Genomic DNA, 18,565 nt, shown 5'->3' on the forward strand with positions numbered 1-18,565 from the left:
TCGGGGACCAGCACATGGCTTTGGTAGAAATCGCGGATCTCAAGGTCAGCTTTCGCCAATATGGCGGAACCATCGACGCGGTACGCGGCATCAGCTTTTCGGTTAATGAAGGGGAGAGCCTCGGCATTGTGGGGGAGAGCGGATCGGGCAAGTCGGTGAGCTGCAGTGCCCTGCTCCGACTGTTGCCGGCAACGGCTGAAGTCAGCGCCACAAAGCTCGAACTTGATGGCATTGATGTGCGCAAGGCGCGCAAGGAGGATCTCGCCCGGCTGCGCGGCCGCTCTGCTGCCATGATCTTTCAGGACCCGATGACGGCGTTCGATCCGGTCTTTACCATCGGGCACCAGATCGCCGAGACCATCCAGTCCCATCGCAATGTGTCCAGACGCGATGCGCTCAAGGAAGCCGAAGACCTGCTGCTGCGCGTCGAGATCAAGAACGCCAGCGACGTTCTCAACTATTTTCCGCACCAGCTCTCCGGGGGCATGCTGCAGCGCGCTATGATCGCCATGGCCCTCTCCTGCCGGCCCAAAGTGCTGATTGCCGACGAGCCGACCACTGCGCTCGACGTCACCATCCAGGCGCAGATCCTGCAACTCATCAAGAAGGTGCAGGCCGAATTCGGCATGGCGCTGATCATGATTACCCATGACCTGGGCGTGATTGCCGAAACGGTCGACCGCGTGCTGGTGATGTATCGCGGCGAGGTCATGGAACAAGGGCCGGTGCAGCAGATCTTCGATGCGCCGCAGCACGCCTATACCAAGGAGCTCCTGGCGAGCCTACATGCCAGTTTCGAGCCCTCGCGCGGCAGCGACAACAAAACCCCGGCGCTTGAGCTCAAGGGCCTGGCCAAGGCCTACCGTATCCGCCGCCGGCGCGGGCTGTTCACCGACTATTCCGACTTCCACGCCGTGCGCGAGGTCAATATCGCCCTACCCAAGAACCGCATTGTCGCCATTGTGGGTGAGAGTGGCTCGGGCAAGACCACGACCGGCATGATGGCCATGCGGCTGACCGATGTGAGCCGCGGCCAGATCCTGGTGGATGGGCAGGACATTTCCGCCCTATCGCCTGAGGCCCTGAAGCCCTGGCGCAAGAAGATGCAGGTCGTTTTCCAGGACAGCTATTCGGCGCTTGATCCAATGATGACGCTGACCCAGACCATTGCCGAGCCACTGCATATTCATGGCATTGGCAGTGCCAGGGAGCAGGAAGAGACGGCGCTGGACTGGCTGGAACGCGTCGGCCTCGACCGCACTTACGCCAATCGCTACCCGCACGAGCTTTCGGGTGGCCAGCGGCAGCGCGTCGCGATTGCCCGGGCGCTGGTGCTCGAGCCCGATGTGCTGGTTGCTGACGAGCCGACCTCGGCGCTCGACGTCACCGTCAAGGCGCAGATCATCGGGCTCTTGAAGAAGTTGCAAGCGGAGATGGGCCTCTCGATCCTGTTCATCAGCCATGACCTGTCGACGGTGAAGTCCCTGACCGACAGTGTCGTGGTGATGTATCGCGGCCGTGTGGTCGAGGAAGCACCGACCGAACGCATCTTCTCGGACCCGCAGCACCCCTATACCCGCGCGCTGCTTGATGCGGTTCCGGCAACCAATCCCAAGAACAAGCGCGAGCGCACATTCCTGACTGCCGAGCAGATCGCCGCCCAGACACCACGCCTGACCACGCTGCAGGCGGGCATTGCCCCGCACAGCGACCCGCAACTTGTTGCCATCGCCCCAGACCACCGGGTCGAGGCCTATGTGACCAATTGAGGGAGAGGGTCTGATGCTCGGCTATATCCTGCGCCGCCTCGTTTCGGTTGCCTTCACCTTCATCGCAGTGTCGCTGATTATCTTCCTGATGATGCATGCCGTGCCCGGCGGCCCCTTCGACGCCAATGACATGCCGGTTTCCGAAGCCGTGCGCGCCAAGCTGATGGCCCAGCTCGGGCTCGATCAGCCGCTATACGTCCAGTACCTCAAATATATGTGGGGCGTGCTGCATTTTGATTTCGGCGTGCCTTATCAAAGCCCCGGCGAGAGCGTGCTGCAGCTCCTCTCCCGCGCCTGGGTGCCGAGCCTTGTGCTGGGTGGGCTCGGCGTGCTCATCGGTGCCCCACTTGGTATCCTGCTGGGCATGGCGGCCGCGCTCAACCGCAATAGCTGGATCGACTATCTGGCCTCGGCGGTCGCCACGATCGGCCTCACCATTCCAGTGTTCGTCACCTCGATGCTGCTGATCCTTGTGTTCGCGGTCTGGCTCAAATGGCTGCCCGCCAGCGGCTGGCCCAATCCGGAGCGGTGGATCCTGCCGATCATCGCCTATGCGGCGATCCCCGTTGCCACCTATGCCCGCTACACGCGCTCGGCCATGCTCGACACCATGAGCCGGCCCTTCGTTACCGTGCTGCGCGCCAAGGGGCTTAGCGAGCGCCGTATCGTCTTCCAGCATGTGCTGCGCAATTCGGCCATTCCGCTGGTCACCGTGTTCCTCCCCATGTTCATCGGCACCGCCACCGGCTCGATCTTTGTCGAGGCCATGTTCCGCGTGCCGGGCCTGGGCGCTTACTTCGTCTCCTCCATCGAGACGCGCGACTATCCGCTGGAAATGGCGCTGATGCTGATGATCACCTTCATGTACTGCATCGCCTATCTTCTCTCAGACATCGTCTATGCGCTGATCAATCCGCGTATCCGCGTGGGAGGCGCAGAATGACCGACACCATCGTTCCGCCCGCCGTCGAAGCCGCCCCGCCCCGCCAGCGCAGCCCACTGTGGTTCGCCTGGCAGCGCTTCCTGTCCAACAAGGCGGCCGTCGCCGGCGGCATCGTGATGAGCATCCTGATCCTGATGGCAATCTTTGCGCCGCTGATCACCCCGGTGCCGCCCGAGGCGCAATTGTTCCTCACCCAATCGCTGGCCTTCCCTTCGGCCGAGCATTGGTTCGGCGTGGATAATCTGGGCCGCGACTTCTATACGCGCATCGTTTATGGGGCCCGCGTCTCGCTCTCCATCGGCTTCATTGCTGCTGGCTTCTCGGTGCTGATCGGTATTCCACTGGGGGCCCTGGCCGGATATTTCGGCGGCCGGACCGACTGGATCATCATGCGCATCATCGAGTTGTTCTCGGTGGTGCCGCCGCTCCTGGCGGCCATGCTGCTGGGCACGCTTATTCGCGGTGGCTACATGTCGATTGTCGCGATTGCGGCGCTGTTCGGCTGGGTGCAGGTGTGCCTGCTGGTCCGCGCCCAGGTGAAGGCCTTCCGGGAAAAGGAATTCGTTCGGGCAGCACAGGCCTTGGGTGCCTCGCCCTGGTACATCATCCGCCGCCATCTCATTCCCAATTCGATCAGCCCGATCATTGTCGGTTTCGTGCTGGCCATCCCGCTGGCCATGATGCTCGAAGCCTCGCTCAGCTTCCTCGGCATCGGCGTGCCTCCGCCCACCGCCACCTGGGGTCAGATGATCAATGAGGGCATCAATTTCATGTTCTACTACTGGCACCTGGCCGTGTTCCCCACGGCAGCGCTGGCCATCACCGTGCTTGCCACCTCGCTGTTTGGCGATGGATTGCGCGATGCCCTCGATCCCACCCTGAAAGGCCGCTGAACCGTGTCCGACAATCTCGCCCGGCACTTCCTCCTCCGTGAGGATGTCACCTTCCTCAATCACGGTTCTTTCGGCGCCTGCCCGCGCCCGGTCTTCGAGACCTATCAGGGCTGGCAACTCGAACTGGAGCAGGAGCCGGTAGAGTTCCTGGGCCGTCGCCTGCACGATCTGCTGCGCGTGCCCCGTGAGGCCCTGGCGGCCGAGCTGGGATGCGATGCCGATGACATTGTCGGCGTGCCCAATGCCACCAATGGCCTGAACATCGTCGCCCAGTCGCTTGATCTCAAACCCGGCGACCAGATCCTCACCACCGACCATGAATACTCGGCGCTGGAAAAGACCTGGGCCTATGTCTGCCGCAAGACCGGCGCCGAGATCGTCGTGGTCAAGGTCCCCATGCCTTTGGTCAGCGAGACTGCGTTCACCCAGACCATCATTGATGGCATGACCGAACGGACGAAGGTGCTGTTTCTCAGCCACATCACATCGCCCACAGCCCTCTTGTTCCCGATCGAGAACGCTATTGTCGAGGCGCGCAGGCGTGGCATCTGGTCGGTGATTGATGGCGCCCATACACCGGGCCATATCAAGCTCAACCTCGATGCGATCGGGGCTGACTTCTATGCGGGCAATTGCCACAAATGGATGATGACCCCCAAGGGATCGGCCTTCCTCCATACGCGCCGCGAGATGCAGGGCCTGCTCAACCCGCTGGTCATCAGCCATGGCTGGACCAAGGATTCCAAGGCGCCAGGGGCCAAGGGCGCCTTCGGCAATTCTCCCTATATCGACGAAATTGAAATAAGGGGCACGCGCGACCCCGCGCCCTGGCTGACCGTTCCGGCCGCCATAGCCTTCCGCAAGGAGAATGACTGGTGGGCCATTGCCGAGCATTGCCATGCCCTGGCGCAGGACACGGCACGACGGCTCGGCGAATTGACTGGTCTTGCGCCTCTGGGCAGTGCGGCGTTCTGCGCCCCACAAATGGTCGCCATGCCCATTCCGGAATGCGACACGCTCGCGGTTCACACGACGCTGTTCGAAAAGTACGGGATCGAGATCCCTGTCTTCAAATGGCAGGACACCTGCATCGTGCGCCTGTCGGTGCAGGGCTATAATTCGCGCCCGCAAATGGACCGGCTGATCGAGGCACTCACCGAATTGCTTGATCTCAAGCAGGCGCCCTTGGCAGCGCAAGGCTGACAAATGCGCCAATATGTGGTGTGAGTGGCCAATAAAGGTCCGCCGCACCTGGAGGAATGGGCCCCATGAGTCGGGAAGCCGCCCTGAGTTATCTGGAACCGCTTGAAAACCGCACACGCAATGTGGCGGTGCTGGACGCGCTCGCCGAAATGGTCGAGCGCGCCGGCCTCAAGATCGGCGACCGACTGCCGCCCGAGGTTTCGCTGGCGGCCTCGCTGGGTGTTGGCCGATCGACCATTCGCGAAGCGCTCAATCGCTGGGAAGGCCTGGGGATCATCCGGCGCCGGCGCGGTGATGGCACCTACCTGGCCGCGCGCGTGCAAACCTCGCGTGGTCTGGTCCCGACCATGGTGCGGCTGGAAGGCGAGGCCCTGCTACGGCTGCTCGAAATCCGCCGCACGCTGGAAAACGATGTGGTGCGAAAGGCCACGCAGCACGCCACAGCCAGGCAACGCGCAGAGATTGCGCGGCTCTGTGACGTGCTGCTGGCCGACGTCAATTCCGGACGCCCGTGGCGCAAGGCGGACCACGCCTTTCACAACGCCATCTACGACGCGTCGGGCAATCCGATGTATGGACAGATACTGGTCAATCTGGACCATGCGCTGGAGCGCGGGGAGATCTCGCCCTTCAATCGCGACGCCTTTGGCCTCGATTCCTTTCCATTGCACCGTGACCTGGCCGACGCCATCGTCGCCGAGAATGCCGATCTGGCGGTGGCCGCCATCAATGGCATTCTGGACTCGGTCGAGGACGAGGTCCGCGCCATCATCGCGGACGGCAAGCTCGTCTAGGCAAGCTGCCAGCGCTCCGACCCCGGCAGGGGCATGCGCTCGACTTCGCGCAGCACCTCGATCATGCCTGCAACATTGCGCTCGGCCATAAGCCGCCCCTTTTCGGCGCTCGCCAAGGCCGCTTCACCAACCGCGCCAGATGGATTGATGTCCGAGGCAATCCAGGCATAGACATGCCCGAAGGCCCCGGTGGGCCGGAGATACTTGAACGCCTGCTCGTCCCGCGCGGCGATGGAGGGGAAGTTCTCGGCCCGGTCCATATCGACCAGGTCGGGGCGGAAATGCAGGATCAGCGAGGTTTCTGCGTCGCCGCCATGAATACCGTGACGCCGTTCCAGATCGCTCAGAACGCCTTCTGGTGCACCGAAGCGCCAACCGCTTTTGACGGCCAGCATGCCGGCCGCGACGCGCAGTTCACGCGCGACGATTCCCATGATCTCTTCATTGCCACCATGGGAATTGACGAAGACGATCTTCTTCACCCCTGCCCGCGCGACCTCCAGCCCGATCTGGGTCCATGCGTCGATCAGATTGGTGGCCTTGTGGGTGATCGTGCCCTTGGCCCAGATATGCTCGTTGGACTTGCCCACGGCCTGCACGGGCAGGATGCGGATATCGAGATCGCCCGGCGCGCGCTCGGCCAGCAGGTTCATCATCGATTGGTTGATGATGGTGTCGGTGCCTACCGGCAAATGCGGACCGTGCTGCTCAATCGCCGCGATGGGCAGGATGGCGATGGTCTTGTCCGGGTCGAGATTGTCGAATTCGCGGGCAGCGAAGTCGGTCCACCAGATTTTTCTCATGGTCTTTTTCCTCAGGCGGGGCCGGCAGCGATGGCTTCAATCTCGACCACGAAATCGGGCCGGGCAAAGCCAGAAACGATCATCAGGGTCGAGGCCGGATAGGGTTCGGCGAACAGCGCATTGCGCACCGCCATATAGTCCGCCAGGTGCTCGCGGCCCGTGACGTAGGCGTTGATCCGCACGATATCGGCCAGCTTCAACCCCGCCTCGGCGAGAATAGCGGCGATGTTGTCGAAGCAGAGCCTTGTCTGCCCCGTACAGTCCGATGGGATCGTTCCGACGGCGTCAATGCCTAGCTGCCCCGAGCAGAATACGAGCTTTTGCCCCTCGGGCACAACTACGCCGTGGCTATACGGGGCGAAGGGCGGATGGATGGTCGTCGGGGTAAGGGGGGTGAACATGCACACTCATCAATTTTGATGCGAATGCTAGAGATGGACGCGCCCCCTGGCCAGCCCAACAGCCACCCACTGCATGCATGGCAGGCATTCTTTCATTTTGCCTATTTTTTAGCTTCACAGATGCGGTTGCATGTCGAAAGGTACAACAAGGGCGGCCCCAGCCGTCAGAGCAACAAGCCGCGGCGAGGGATCGCGGCACAGGGAGCGCATGATGCAGATTTCGACCAAGACCATTCTTCTGGCCGCGCTGGCGCTGGCCAGCAGCCCGGCGGCGGCGCAGGAACTCGACGCCGTCATCTTCGCAACCAACTGGCTCGCCCAGGCCGAACATGGTGGCTACTACCAGGCCATCGCCGATGGGACCTATGAGGAATACGGACTCGACGTGACGGTCATGCAGGGCGGGCCACAGTCACCAGGCCGGCCGATGCTTGTGAGCGGTGGGGTGCAGTTCTACATGGGCGGCGCATCGGGCGCGATCAACGCCGTAAAGGAAGAGATCCCCACAATTACGCTGGCGGCGATCTTCCAGAAGGATCCGCAGATCCTGATGTCGCATCCGGGCAAGTTCGAGAGTTTCCCGGCGTTGGCCGGGGCCTCGAAATACATCCTGGGTGCGGACGGCTTCACCTCGTACTTCTCCTGGATGAAGACCGAATGGCCCGAATTTGTCGAAGAAAAATACGAGCCCTATCAGTTTAACCCGGCCTCCTTCCTCGCCGACGACATGGCGATCCAGCAAGGCTATCTGACCTCCGAACCGCTCTCCATTGAGCGCGAGGCCGGCTTTGCGCCCGATGTCTGGCTGCTGGCCGACCAGGGCTACACCCCCTACTCCACCACGATTGAGGCGATGAAGCCCTGGGTGGACGAGAACCCCGACATTGCCAAGCGCTTTGTCGAGGCCTCGATCATTGGCTGGTACAACTACCTTTACGGCGACAACGCCGCGGCCAATGAGCTGATCAAGGCCGACAATCCGGAAATGACCGACGACCAGATTGCCTATGGCATCGCTAAGATGAAGGAGTACGGTATCGTTGTTTCCGGTGATGCCGAGACCCAGGGCATTGGCTGCATGACCGACGCGCGCTGGGCTGAGTTCTACGACAAGATGGTGGAAGTGGGTGTCTATGAGGCTGGCCTCGACATCACCACGGCCTACACCACCGAATTTGTCTGTCAGGGCCTCGGCATGGACCTGATGTAACCAACGCCCACGACCGGTGCGGGCAATCCTGCCCGCGCCGCTTTGACCCTAGACCGGGTTTTGTATTTTGACTGATATTCTCGAAGCGGCCCCCAACACGGCCGAAACCGCTCCCGAGCGCACCGTTGTGTCGATGCGCAATGTGAGCAAGCTATTCTCCAACGGCACGCTGGCCCTCAAGGACATGAGCCTCGACGTGCGGCGCGGAGAGTTCCTCAGCCTTCTCGGCCCGTCGGGCTGTGGCAAGTCCACCGCCTTGCGCATCATCGCCGGGCTGGGTGCTGCCTCATCGGGCTCTATCGACTGGCCCAGTTCGCGCATCAACGCCAAGGGTCTGCCCGAGGGCGATGTCGGCTTCGTCTTCCAGGAGCCGACGCTGATGCCCTGGGCGAGCGTGTTTGACAATGTCTATCTGCCACTGCGCCTGAATGGCATGAGCAAGTCGGGCGCCCGGCCCCGCATCATGGAAGCCCTAGCCTCGGTTGGCCTGTCCGATTTCGAGAAATCCTATCCGCGCGAGCTGTCGGGCGGCATGAAGATGCGCGTATCCATTGCAAGGGCATTGGTCACCAAGCCGCGCCTGCTACTGATGGATGAGCCCTTCGCTGCGCTGGACGAAATCACCCGGCAAAAGCTCAATGACGACGTCCTTCGTCTTTGGCGCGAGACCGGCATCACGGTGATCTTCGTGACCCATTCGGTGTTCGAAAGCGCCTTCCTTTCCAACCGGATCGTCGTCATGCGCGCCCGGCCGGGCCAGGTCTGCGCCGACCTCGCCATTGAGACCACGGGCGAGCGCGACGCCAACTATCGCACCTCAGAGGAATATCGCGCGACCACCGACCGGGTGTCCCGCGCCCTTCAGGAAGCCATTATGCTGGGAGCGCAGGGACAATGACCGACGCCGTCCAGACCTCGAATATGTCCGAAGCCGGCACTGACAGCGCCGTCGCCATCGCAGTGGCGCGCACCGGTACGGTCGAAAAAATCCTGCGCATCGTCATTCCGTTCATCATGGTGGCCCTGGCCATCGGGCTGTGGCAGTTGCACATCACGGTCAACGAGGTGCCGCGCTATATCATGCCGGCGCCGGGCGATGTGATCGCCGCGCTCTATACCGACTGGGGCACGCTCTCCCCGTCACTTCTGGTGACGCTGCGCATCACCTTCCTGGCACTCGGCATCGCGCTGGTCGGAGGCGTCGGGCTTGCCATTATTCTGGTTCAGAGCAAGTGGATTGAACTGGCGATCTTCCCCTTCGCCGTTATCCTGCAGGTGACGCCGATGATCGCCATCGCGCCGCTGCTCATCATTTACATGCCCGACACGCAATCGGCTTTGCTGACCTGCGCCTTTGTCGTCGCCTTTTTCCCGATCCTCTCCAACATGGTGGCGGGACTCAAGAGCGTCGACCACAATCTGCTCAATCTCTTCGAGCTTTATGGCGCCAATCGCTGGCAGACCCTGCTCTATCTCAAGTTGCCGGCCTCCCTGCCCTACTTCGCGGCGGGCCTGCGCATTGGCGGTGGGCTGTCACTGATCGCGGCCGTGGTGGCCGAGTTTGCGGCCGGTTCGGCAGGCAAGGGTGCGGGCCTCGCCTTCCGCCTGCTTGAGTCAGGGTATCGGCTCAACTATCCGCGCCTTTATGCGGCGCTGATCCTGTTGATGGTCACCGGCGTGGCGATCTTTGCGGCGACCTCGCTGATCGCCTGGCTATTGCTGCATCGCTGGCACGAAAGCGCCATGAAGCGGGAGAACTGAGGATGCCCCTCACTATACCCGCCAATGGCCATTATGTGCTGGCCAATGCCAGTGTGCCTGAAGCGCTTATCGGCGACCCGAAGTCCGGCGCGCTGCAAAGCGTGGATATCACCATTGCCGATGGCGCCATTGCCACCATTGGATCGGCTGGTTCGGCCGCCTTGCCCCAGCGGGTCGACCTGCGCGACGACATCGTCCTCCCCGCCTTTTTGGATCTGCACACGCATCTCGACAAGGGTCACATCTGGCCACGCAAGCAGAACCCGGACGGCACCTGGATCGGGGCCTTGCGGGCTGTGCTGGAAGACCGCGAGGCGAACTGGGCGTCCGACGACGTTGAGCGGCGCATGGATTTCTCATTGCGCTGCGCCTATGCCCACGGCACCGCTGCCATTCGCACGCATCTCGACATGGCGCCGCCCCAGCATGAAATAAGCTGGGACGTGTTCGAGGCCATGCGCGAGCGCTGGGCCGGGCGGATCGAATTGCAGGCAGCGGGCCTGATGGGACCCGACACCATACTTGATGATTCTGCGCTCCGTGCTGTGGCGACCCGTACCAAGGCCGCCGGCGGCATTCTGGGCGGATCGACGGCTGTGCACCCGGAAAACCCAAGAATCATGCGACGCCTGGTCGGGGTTGCAGGCGAACTCGGGCTCGATATCGACCTGCACACAGACGAGTCTCCAGACCCGGCGGCCAATGCACTCGAATGCCTTGCCGATGCGGTCATCGAAGCCGGCTTTTCCGGCTCGGTTGTTGCCGGGCACTGCTGCTCGCTGGCGGTGCAGGACGCGGACACGGCAAGGCGCGTGATCGATAAGGTCGCCCGGGCCGGCATTGCGGTGGTCTCACTGCCCATGTGCAATATGTACCTGCAGGACCGGGACAATGCGTCCGGCGTGCGCACGCCCCGCTGGCGCGGCGTGACCTTGCTGAACGAGTTGAAGGCCGCAGGCGTCCCTGTGGCAATTGCCTCGGACAACACCCGTGACCCCTTCTATGCCTATGGCGACCTGGACGGCTTCGAGGTGCTGCGCGAGGGCGCGCGGATCCTGCATTTCGATCATCCGCAGGCCGACGCCTTGGCCTGGACGCGCGCGGTTTCGGCCGATCCGGCCGCTATCGCCCGATTTGCTTTCACCGGCGAACTCAAGGCCGGCGCTTCGGCGGATCTGGTGCTGTTCAAGGGCCGCAACTGGACTGAACTGATGTCACGCCCGCAGGCCGACCGCATCGTGATCCGAGCTGGCAAGGCAATCGATACCACCCTGCCCGACTACCGTGAACTTGACGACCTGATGGGACCATCATGAGCATTGCAGAATTCCGCGCCGAACTGGGTGATATCCCGCAGGAAGACAATCCGCGCATCGTGCAGCAGCGTAGCCGCGACCACTATTGGTATTCGCCGGTCCTCAAGGCCAAGCTCGACCATGTCACTGCCGAAGTGGTGGTCTCGCCGCGCTCTACTGAAGAGGTCAAGACCACACTTCGCGCCGCCTACAAGCACGGGGTGGCCATCACCCCGCGCGGGGCCGGCACAGGCAATTACGGCCAGGCCATGCCACTGTCCGGCGGCGCCATGCTCAATTTGATGAATATGGACAAGGTGCTCGAGATCAAGCCCGATCGCGTGCGGGCCCAGGCTGGCGCCGTGCTCGAGGCCATGGACCATGAAACAAAAGCGGCCGTAGGCGGGGAATTGCGCTTTCACCCCTCGACCTACCGCATGGCCTCGCTGGGCGGCTTCATTGCCGGGGGCTCAGGTGGCGTCGGCTCAGTCCGTTGGGGCGGGCTGCGCAATCTGGGCAGCATATTGGGTCTCAAGATCGTCACCTGCGAGGCCGAGCCGCGCGAGCTCGATCTCAAGGGCGAGGACATCCTCAAGGTGGCCCATGCCTATGGCACCAATGGCATAATCGTGGAAGCCGAAATGCCCTTGGCACCCGCTTATGACTGGGTCGACATGATAGTTGGGTTCGACGAGTTCATGGATGCGGCCGCCTTTGCACAGGCCGTTGCGCTGCAGGATGGTTTGCTGGTCAAGGAGGTCGCGCCCTGCGCAGCGCCGATCCCGGAGGCCTATTTCAACCGGCACAAGCCCTATCTCAAGGACAGCCAGTCGGTTGTCCTCTTGATGGTGGCCCCAGTTTCGGTCGACGCGATGGAGCTGTTTGTCGCCCACCACAAGGGTGATCTGGTCTACCGGGCCGACCAGGCGAGTGACGAAGAAAAGCGTCGCCTGCCTCCGGTCTATGAGCTGGCCTGGAACCATACGACGCTGCGCGCACTCAAGGTCGACAACAGCATCACCTATCTCCAGACGCGCTATCCAAGCATCGAGCATGTCCGGAAAATCTACGAATTGCTGGGCGACGAACTGCCCATGCATATTGAAATCACCCGCCAGGATGGGGAGGTGACCTTCGCCGGCCTGCCGCTGGTTCGCTATACAACTGAAGAGCGGCTCGAAGAGATCATCCGCATCCATGAGGACAATGGCTGCAATGTCTTTAATCCGCACCGTTATACGCTTGAGGAAGGCGGCATGAAGCGGACTGACCAGAAGCAGCTCGACTTCAAGCGCGAGGCCGACCCCAAGGGCATCCTCAACCCAGGCAAGATGGTCGCGTGGGAGAATCCGGACTTCGATTTCAATGCCGGCAAGGTGTGGCTGTTCGACGGTCTCAACACAGTCCGGCAGAGTGCCTGATGCGGGTCCACGTCATCCACGCCCATCCGGTTGAAACGAGTTTCAACCGGGCCCTGTTCAACACCACCGTCGAGAGCCTGCAACAAGCCGGGCATGTGGTCGATCCGCTCAATCTCTATGAGGAGGACTTCCCGGCCGTCCTAAGCCGTGAAGAGCGCCTGGGCTATCACGACATTCCCGAGAACCTGACCCCTTTGACAAAGCCCTATGTCGAACGGCTGAAGGCGGCTGACGCCCTGGTTTTTGTTCATCCGGTCTGGAACTACGGCTACCCGGCCATTCTCAAGGGCTATTTCGACCGCATCTTCTTGCCCGGTGTCTCTTTCACCATGGAAGGAGGCAATGATCGGGGCAGGCTCAAGCCGGGATTGGGCAATATCAAGAAGGCGGCCTTCGTCACCACTTATGGCGGCGACCGTTGGCGCACATTCCTGATGGGCGACCCGCCGCGCCGCATCGCCATGCGCTGGGGCTGGGTTACCTTCCAGACCAGGCCGAAATATCTGGCGCTCTATGACATGAACAATGTCACACAGGAACAGCGGGTGGCGTTTCTGGAGAAGGTGCAGGCCGAGATGGGGCAGTTCTGAAGCAGCGAAGCCCGCCTCTTGTTTCAGACAGGAAGATCGTCTTGCCAGGCCGCCACATAGCTAAAATTGCGGCCATTCTCCTTAGGCCGAATTGAGAACTATGCCGGCACTGTGGAGGCGATGTTGGACTTAGGGACATGCAGATGGCCAAGTCGTGGTTGGACTGGTTCACCGGCAAGGGTGTGGACGACTGGGACCGACGTGCAAAGTCTGCCCCTGAAATGCCTCCCCTTGATCCAGAGGATTTTGATCCAGTTACCGGAGCAATCCATTGGGCCAAATTCACCAGGATACTGGAAGCGGAGCGGCTCCAGTCTGCGGGCGCTCTCCTGGTCATTGACCTGAACGAGCGATCGGCCGAGATCGAATCCCTCGCCGAAGAAAGCCGCAAAAGCGTATTGCCCTGGCTGTCCCAATCGATCAGGCATGCGGTTCGCGCCGATGATCTGGTGACCCATCTCTATGGTTACAGGTTCGCCGTTCTGTTGCGCGGCGCGGCACAGGAGGTGGCGGACACAGTTGCCAAGCGCATCCGGGAATCGGTGGATGACACGATCTTCATGACCAATGAAGGCATTTCCCGCCTGGGTGTCGCCGTTGGTGGCGTGACCTACGATCCGGCGGATGAGCCAAAAAGCGACATCATCAAGGCGGCCTTCGACAATCTCGGCTATGCTGGCAAAAGCGAGCCATTCATTCTGATCTCCTGAAGTGAGTGTGCGCTTTCGCGTCTCCTTGGCGTCTGGCCTGAGACACGGAACCGGCTGCGACGAATCTTCCTGGCACGGAATGTGCTGTTCAGGGCCGACTGGACAACCCGGTCAGTCTAGCGACCATAACCGGCCAATATCGCTGCTCTAAGGGCGTCCGCTGTGCTCTTTGCTGCCGTTTCACGTGCCGCGGCGGCCGAGGCAATATCCGTCGGTGTCAGCTTTCCGCCCTGGTATGCTGTATCGGTGAAGCGAGTGGCCTCGAAGATCGTTTCTTCGCCATCCACGATTGTCACGCTGGCCTCAACCCGCACGTTGACCGGTCTCGCCACGGCATAGGCATCCGAAATCGAGCCCTGCGGGGTGCTGGTGCTTGCAGCGATGTCCAATGTCGGATCGCCTGGCAATGCCGGTCCCGGAAAGGCGAGCTTGAGGCGATTGAAGATGATCTGCTCGAGATGGGTGTCGGGCGAGGCGAAGTGAAACCGGACGGCGCTCATGTCCCGCCCGGAAGCCGCGTCACCATAGACCGGTGAAAAGCTGGTGCATCCGGCCAGGGTCATGGCCATCACGGCATAGGCAAGGACAGATCCGAAGCTGCGATATGTCATGGCTCCCCTTCCCTATTGCAGCAGATTGCCGATTGGCACGGCGCCGGAATAGCCGACATCAAGGCCCGCCGGGGCAAGCAGGCGGAAGGTGGCGGTGGCGCGAAGATCATTGGGCGAGCTGTGCGTTGGCCCAGTGCGTGTGACATTGCCTGACACGACGAGATAGCCGTCATTATAGGTCAGGCCACCACCGACTTGCAGGAAACTGTTGGCGGCCAGATCCCAATAGGCGTTGCCGCTAGCACTCCAATATTCGGCAACTGGAACGCTCGCTTCGACACCGATCTCGTGCATGTCCTTGATGTTCCCCGTCGCCGGCGTTGCCTTGGCGTAGCGGTAATTCAGCGCGCCAGACCAACCGTCCTGCCCGTAGCTCACGCCCAGACCTGCGCGCGCAATGTCAAAGCTCGTCGTATCAACGTGCAGCTTGGCGCCGGCCTTGAAGGAATTTGCGAGGGCCCCATAGGCACCGACCACAGCGTAGGACGCTGCATTTTCCAGACCCGAGCCGACGCCAACCTGCTGCTGATTACCCAAGGCAAAGGCGTTTGTGCCTGCTAGCTGGAAGGATTGTCCGCCCACCAGCTCAAGATAGCTGCCGTCCATCAGGCTGGCGAGATAACGCCCCCCAAGATTGACGCGCAACCCGGTTTCCTGCCGATCGATACCGGAAAAGCGATTGTAGCTGAAGATGTTCGTGTCATCGAAGACCAGGCTCTGTGAATCTTCATTGGTGATCCCCGGCGCGGTATTGGAGGCGCCGCGATAGACGATCTGGCCAATCGGCTCGACGAGATGGGTCACGCCATTGCCATAGGCAGCCATGGGGTAACGGATGTCGAGCGCCGCAACGGGCGTTGCGCCCAGAAGCGTTTGGGCGGCCGGCGCCGACGCCAGGCCGCTGCCCCCATCATAGCCGGCCGCGTCCAGCCGCAATCCCAGGAATGGTGTGACCACAGCACCCCCAGCAATCCACTGGTTCTGCCAGCTCGCCTGTGCCATGCCGTGCACGCGGTTGCCGGCATAACCATAGTCGTAGGGAATGCCATTGACCGTGGTGGTGTAGTCCAGCTTGCGTGTTATCCCGAGCAAGCGCGCTTCCACGTCCACCCGGCCTGCACCCGGCGGCAAAGCAAAACTGCGTTCGACCCGGATATTGGGGAGTGCAATACCCTGCTGGTCCCGCACCGAATCCGGGTTCTCGCCCAATATGTTGAACTGTTGGATGCGGGCGTCGACAAAGGTGTCGTCGCTCAAATGCGTTGCGTAGACCTCATTGACTGCCGAGCGGCGCGGATCGAGCATGTAGTCGGCAAAATAGGCGCTGTCGGTAAACAGCGAATAGGCCGCACCAACCGTCCAGTCCTCCACCGGCTTGAACTCGCCCGCGGCCTGGATAGCACCACGCCAATCGGTCTGGGCATCGGCAAAGGTAAAGGCCGTCTTGTCGAACTGGTAAAGGCCCGAGGCCTTGATGCTGAACGAGCCGCGATCAAAGCGCTGGATCCATTCAGCGCCCATCAGGAAGCCCTGGCGGCTCAGAAGGGTCGGCGACAAGATGACATTGGTGTTTCGGGTCGAATAGACCGTAAAGGGCACCTCTGCCTTGACCCCGGTCTTTTCGCTGTAGCCCAGAGTGGGCTTTGGGATTGTATCGAGCGCGTCATTGCTCAGGTCCGGCAGCCAGAGATAGGGCAGCCAGGCGACGGGGACACCCAGCAAGGCCAGGCTCGGCTGTTCCAAAGTGAGAGAATTGTCCTCGGCGTTCTGGACGATCCTGGCGGCGCTGATCGACCAGCCGATGCGCTGGCCGGATGGCCCAACGCAATCGCCACAGGGGGCATATTGCGCATTGGTGAGGATCGAATTGAGCACCTGATCGAACTCAGCATCGTCCGCGGTGACACGCGCGCCGTCGCGCCCGGTCAGGGTCATGCTCTCCAGCACAACGCGCTTGAGGCCTTCGGTCAGGTCAAGGCGGTCGCTCTGCGAGGTGTTGCCGGCCGGGTCGATGACCACGACATTGCCGATGAGTTCCATTTCCGCGTCGGCCCGGCGGTAGACCAGGCGGTCGCCTGAGAGGGTATAGCCGCTGACGCGCAGCACGACGTCCCCACGAGCCGTGATCTCATTGCGCACTGAGTCAAAGACCAGTTCCTCGGCCTCGACGGCTGTTGGAGCGGATGGGTCGATTGGCGCAGCAAAAAAATCGTCGGGCAGGAGACCTTGCGCGAATGCAGGCGCACTTGCTGTGGCTGGCAGCAGGGCCAGTGCACAGGCCCAGCCCAGAATCGCGCCCTTACCGGGTCTCATCAATGAGCACCCCTAAGGTTCGATGCTTTTGAGCTTCGGGTGGCCATGACCGCACTACGCCAACGTTAAGAACTCGCAACGCCGTCCCAAGCCGATACGCCCGCGGACGACAAACTAGCCACCAATCTAGGGGCGGGCAATGAAGAATGTGCAAACTCCCGGGCAATGTGACCGTTGCGCAATGATCCATCGCAAGCATCAGGCATGTTCATTTGAGCACGTTGGGGCGGCAAACCCGCCCATTTGTCGCAAATCTGTAGTAAAATCAGCCTATGGGCGTGTTCAGATTACCAAGGACACCGTCCATGACACCTACTCCCCTGCCCGGCCCCGCTCGTCACGAAGTTCAGGCGCATCGCGGCGCCTCTGCCATAGCCCCGGAAAACACCATTGCTGCTTTTCGCGCTGCCGCAGAGGCCGGCGCGAAATGGGTGGAACTGGATGTTGCGCTGAGCGCCGATGGGCAGTTGATCGTCATTCACGATGACAGCGTTGACCGCACCAGCTCGGGCAGCGGGTCGCTGGGCGCGCTCACGCAGAGCGAGATTGCGGCGCTCGATGCGGGGAGCTGGTTCAGCCAGGACTATCAAGATGAACGGATCCCGACGCTGGCAGAGACCATTGCCGCGTTGGGCGAGCTGGGTCTGAGCGCCAATGTCGAAATCAAGCAGCACAAGCACCACAAGTCGCTCGATCAATTGGTAGGAGCCGTACAGGCCGACATCTCGAAACGCTCGGGCGGCACCGAGATCATGATCTCGAGCTTCGACCCCGAAGCACTCAAGGCCATGCATGCGCTCGAACCCGAGCTGGAAATGGCCATGCTCTGGGGGCGTCCGCCCGAGGACTGGGCCGAGCAACTCGCGGCCATCCCGGCAAGCACCATTCACATGCACTTCAAGGCGCTATCGATCGGCATGCTCGAAGAAACGACCAAGCGCGGTATCAAGGTCAGGGCCTGGACCTGCAATGATCCGATGCAGTTGGTGTCATTCTGGGATGCGGGCCTCACCGGTGTCATTACCGACAATCCCAAGCTCTTTCTGGGATAAATAGGGATGATGGGGCAAGACACGCTGTCGGATCGGCAACGCGACATCCTGGCCCTGATTGCGGCGGATGGCGCCCAGTATATCGAGCAGTTGGCGGCACGCTATGCGGTCACGACCCAGACCGTGCGGCGCGACATCAATGCCTTGTGCGATATGGGCTATGCACGGCGGTTCCATGGTGGCGTGGACGCGCCCGTTACCGTGCGGAACATCTCGATCAATGCCCGCGCGACTCTCAACAGCGGCGCCAAACAACGCATTGCGCGCCGTATTGCCGCCGATATCGAGCCTGGCTCTACCGTGTTCATGGGTATTGGCAGCACGGTGCAGTTCGTAGCCGAAGCCCTGCGGAACCGGGACGATCTTCGCGTCGTCACCAACAATATCGATGTGGCGCTGGCCCTGTGCAATGCGCCACAGGTGGAAGTGCACATGACGCCGGGGCTGTTGCGGCACAATGACCGGGACGTGGTGGGTTCGGATTCGCTGGCGTTCTTCGAGAAGTTCTATGCCACCCATGCCATCGTCGGCGCCGGCGCGCTCGACCCGGAAAAGGGCATTCTGGATTTCAGCTATGCCGAAGCCCAGACCACGACCACGCTGATTGCCAATTCGCGGGTGCAGTATCTGGCGGCCGATATGAGCAAATGGACGCGTGACGCCTCCGTGCGCGTGGCGCCGTTCAGCCGCATCACCAGCTTTTATACCGATCAACTGCCAGATGATGGCATGGCATCTGCGGCTCTTCAGGCTGCCGGAACCAATGTGGTGCTTTGCGGCCCGGATGCGGACTAAG

The 18,565-nt window shown here is 61.6% G+C and carries 18 protein-coding genes; 14 read left to right on the forward strand and 4 right to left on the reverse strand.

Translation table 11 applies throughout. The features are described from left to right. The first annotated feature begins 14 nt into the window (after positions 1–14). The 5 genes from DDE76_RS04645 to DDE76_RS04665 all read left to right on the forward strand — a co-directional run bounded on the left by DDE76_RS04645 (position 15) and on the right by DDE76_RS04665 (position 5,602). Positions 15–1,769, forward strand: coding sequence for an ABC transporter ATP-binding protein (locus tag DDE76_RS04645; protein ID WP_104891668.1), 1,755 nt, complete (start codon positions 15–17; stop codon positions 1,767–1,769). 13 nt (positions 1,770–1,782) lie between these two features. Next, entirely contained in the window at positions 1,783–2,712 is a 930-nt protein-coding gene (locus tag DDE76_RS04650; RefSeq protein WP_104891669.1) for an ABC transporter permease, read from the forward strand. Beyond that, the gene (locus tag DDE76_RS04655; RefSeq protein ID WP_104891670.1) at positions 2,709–3,605 is read left to right on the forward strand and encodes an ABC transporter permease; all 897 of its coding nucleotides are present in this window, start codon (positions 2,709–2,711) and stop codon (positions 3,603–3,605) included. Before DDE76_RS04650 ends, DDE76_RS04655 begins: the two co-directional genes overlap by 4 nt. A gap of 3 nt (positions 3,606–3,608) precedes the next feature. Next, positions 3,609–4,808 carry an aminotransferase class V-fold PLP-dependent enzyme gene (locus DDE76_RS04660; protein ID WP_104891671.1) on the forward strand — a complete coding sequence of 400 codons (1,200 nt, stop codon included), beginning with the start codon at positions 3,609–3,611 and terminating at the stop codon, positions 4,806–4,808. Between the two features lie 65 nt (positions 4,809–4,873). Beyond that, the gene (locus tag DDE76_RS04665; protein WP_158672368.1) at positions 4,874–5,602 is read left to right on the forward strand and encodes a FadR/GntR family transcriptional regulator; all 729 of its coding nucleotides are present in this window, start codon (positions 4,874–4,876) and stop codon (positions 5,600–5,602) included. On the opposite strand, the gene DDE76_RS04670 is transcribed toward DDE76_RS04665, so the two are convergent. Further along, positions 5,599–6,405 carry a creatininase family protein gene (locus DDE76_RS04670; protein ID WP_104891673.1) on the reverse strand — a complete coding sequence of 269 codons (807 nt, stop codon included), beginning with the start codon at positions 6,403–6,405 and terminating at the stop codon, positions 5,599–5,601. The genes DDE76_RS04665 and DDE76_RS04670 overlap by 4 nt on opposite strands. Positions 6,406–6,416: 11 nt before the next feature. Continuing rightward, positions 6,417–6,806 carry a RidA family protein gene (locus tag DDE76_RS04675; protein ID WP_104891674.1) on the reverse strand — a complete coding sequence of 130 codons (390 nt, stop codon included), beginning with the start codon at positions 6,804–6,806 and terminating at the stop codon, positions 6,417–6,419. A gap of 211 nt (positions 6,807–7,017) precedes the next feature. Here DDE76_RS04675 and DDE76_RS04680 point away from each other — a divergent pair, with 211 nt between their 5' ends. The 7 genes from DDE76_RS04680 (at position 7,018) to DDE76_RS04710 (ending at position 13,793) form a co-directional block, all read left to right on the forward strand. Beyond that, positions 7,018–8,016, forward strand: coding sequence for an ABC transporter substrate-binding protein (locus DDE76_RS04680; RefSeq protein WP_104894716.1), 999 nt, complete (start codon positions 7,018–7,020; stop codon positions 8,014–8,016). Positions 8,017–8,149: 133 nt separating this feature from the next. Further along, positions 8,150–8,914: an ABC transporter ATP-binding protein gene (locus DDE76_RS04685; RefSeq protein WP_104894717.1), complete on the forward strand. Its 765-nt coding sequence runs from the start codon at positions 8,150–8,152 to the stop codon at positions 8,912–8,914. Continuing rightward, on the forward strand, positions 8,911–9,777 hold the full coding sequence (locus DDE76_RS04690; RefSeq protein ID WP_425430614.1) for an ABC transporter permease: 867 nt from the start codon (positions 8,911–8,913) through the stop codon (positions 9,775–9,777). The genes DDE76_RS04685 and DDE76_RS04690 overlap by 4 nt, the downstream gene beginning before the upstream one ends. Before the next feature lie 2 nt (positions 9,778–9,779). Next, positions 9,780–11,093 carry a cytosine deaminase gene (locus tag DDE76_RS04695; protein ID WP_104891675.1) on the forward strand — a complete coding sequence of 438 codons (1,314 nt, stop codon included), beginning with the start codon at positions 9,780–9,782 and terminating at the stop codon, positions 11,091–11,093. Further along, complete coding sequence (locus tag DDE76_RS04700; RefSeq protein ID WP_425430616.1) at positions 11,087–12,493, forward strand: FAD-binding oxidoreductase; 1,407 nt, start codon at positions 11,087–11,089, stop codon at positions 12,491–12,493. The genes DDE76_RS04695 and DDE76_RS04700 overlap by 7 nt, the downstream gene beginning before the upstream one ends. Beyond that, positions 12,493–13,083: an NAD(P)H-dependent oxidoreductase gene (locus DDE76_RS04705; RefSeq protein WP_104891677.1), complete on the forward strand. Its 591-nt coding sequence runs from the start codon at positions 12,493–12,495 to the stop codon at positions 13,081–13,083. The genes DDE76_RS04700 and DDE76_RS04705 overlap by 1 nt, the downstream gene beginning before the upstream one ends. A gap of 143 nt (positions 13,084–13,226) precedes the next feature. Next, a complete protein-coding gene (locus DDE76_RS04710; protein ID WP_157955661.1) occupies positions 13,227–13,793 on the forward strand; it encodes a GGDEF domain-containing protein in 567 nt (188 codons plus the stop codon). 116 nt (positions 13,794–13,909) lie between these two features. Here DDE76_RS04710 and DDE76_RS04715 read toward each other — a convergent pair whose 3' ends face one another. Further along, positions 13,910–14,404 (reverse strand): hypothetical protein, encoded by a 495-nt coding sequence (locus DDE76_RS04715; protein ID WP_104891679.1) that lies wholly within the window; start codon positions 14,402–14,404, stop codon positions 13,910–13,912. Positions 14,405–14,416: 12 nt separating this feature from the next. Continuing rightward, positions 14,417–16,717 carry an LPS-assembly protein LptD gene (locus DDE76_RS04720; protein WP_104891680.1) on the reverse strand — a complete coding sequence of 767 codons (2,301 nt, stop codon included), beginning with the start codon at positions 16,715–16,717 and terminating at the stop codon, positions 14,417–14,419. Positions 16,718–17,022: 305 nt separating this feature from the next. Between DDE76_RS04720 and DDE76_RS04725 the strand changes: the two genes are divergently transcribed. Continuing rightward, on the forward strand, positions 17,023–17,769 hold the full coding sequence (locus DDE76_RS04725) for a glycerophosphodiester phosphodiesterase family protein (protein WP_104891681.1): 747 nt from the start codon (positions 17,023–17,025) through the stop codon (positions 17,767–17,769). A gap of 9 nt (positions 17,770–17,778) precedes the next feature. Continuing rightward, a complete protein-coding gene (locus tag DDE76_RS04730) occupies positions 17,779–18,564 on the forward strand; it encodes a DeoR/GlpR family DNA-binding transcription regulator (protein WP_104894719.1) in 786 nt (261 codons plus the stop codon). The last annotated feature ends 1 nt before the right edge of the window (position 18,565 follow it).

The organism is Devosia indica (assembly GCF_003056405.1).
Taxonomy (GTDB): Bacteria; Pseudomonadota; Alphaproteobacteria; order Rhizobiales; family Devosiaceae; genus Devosia; species Devosia indica.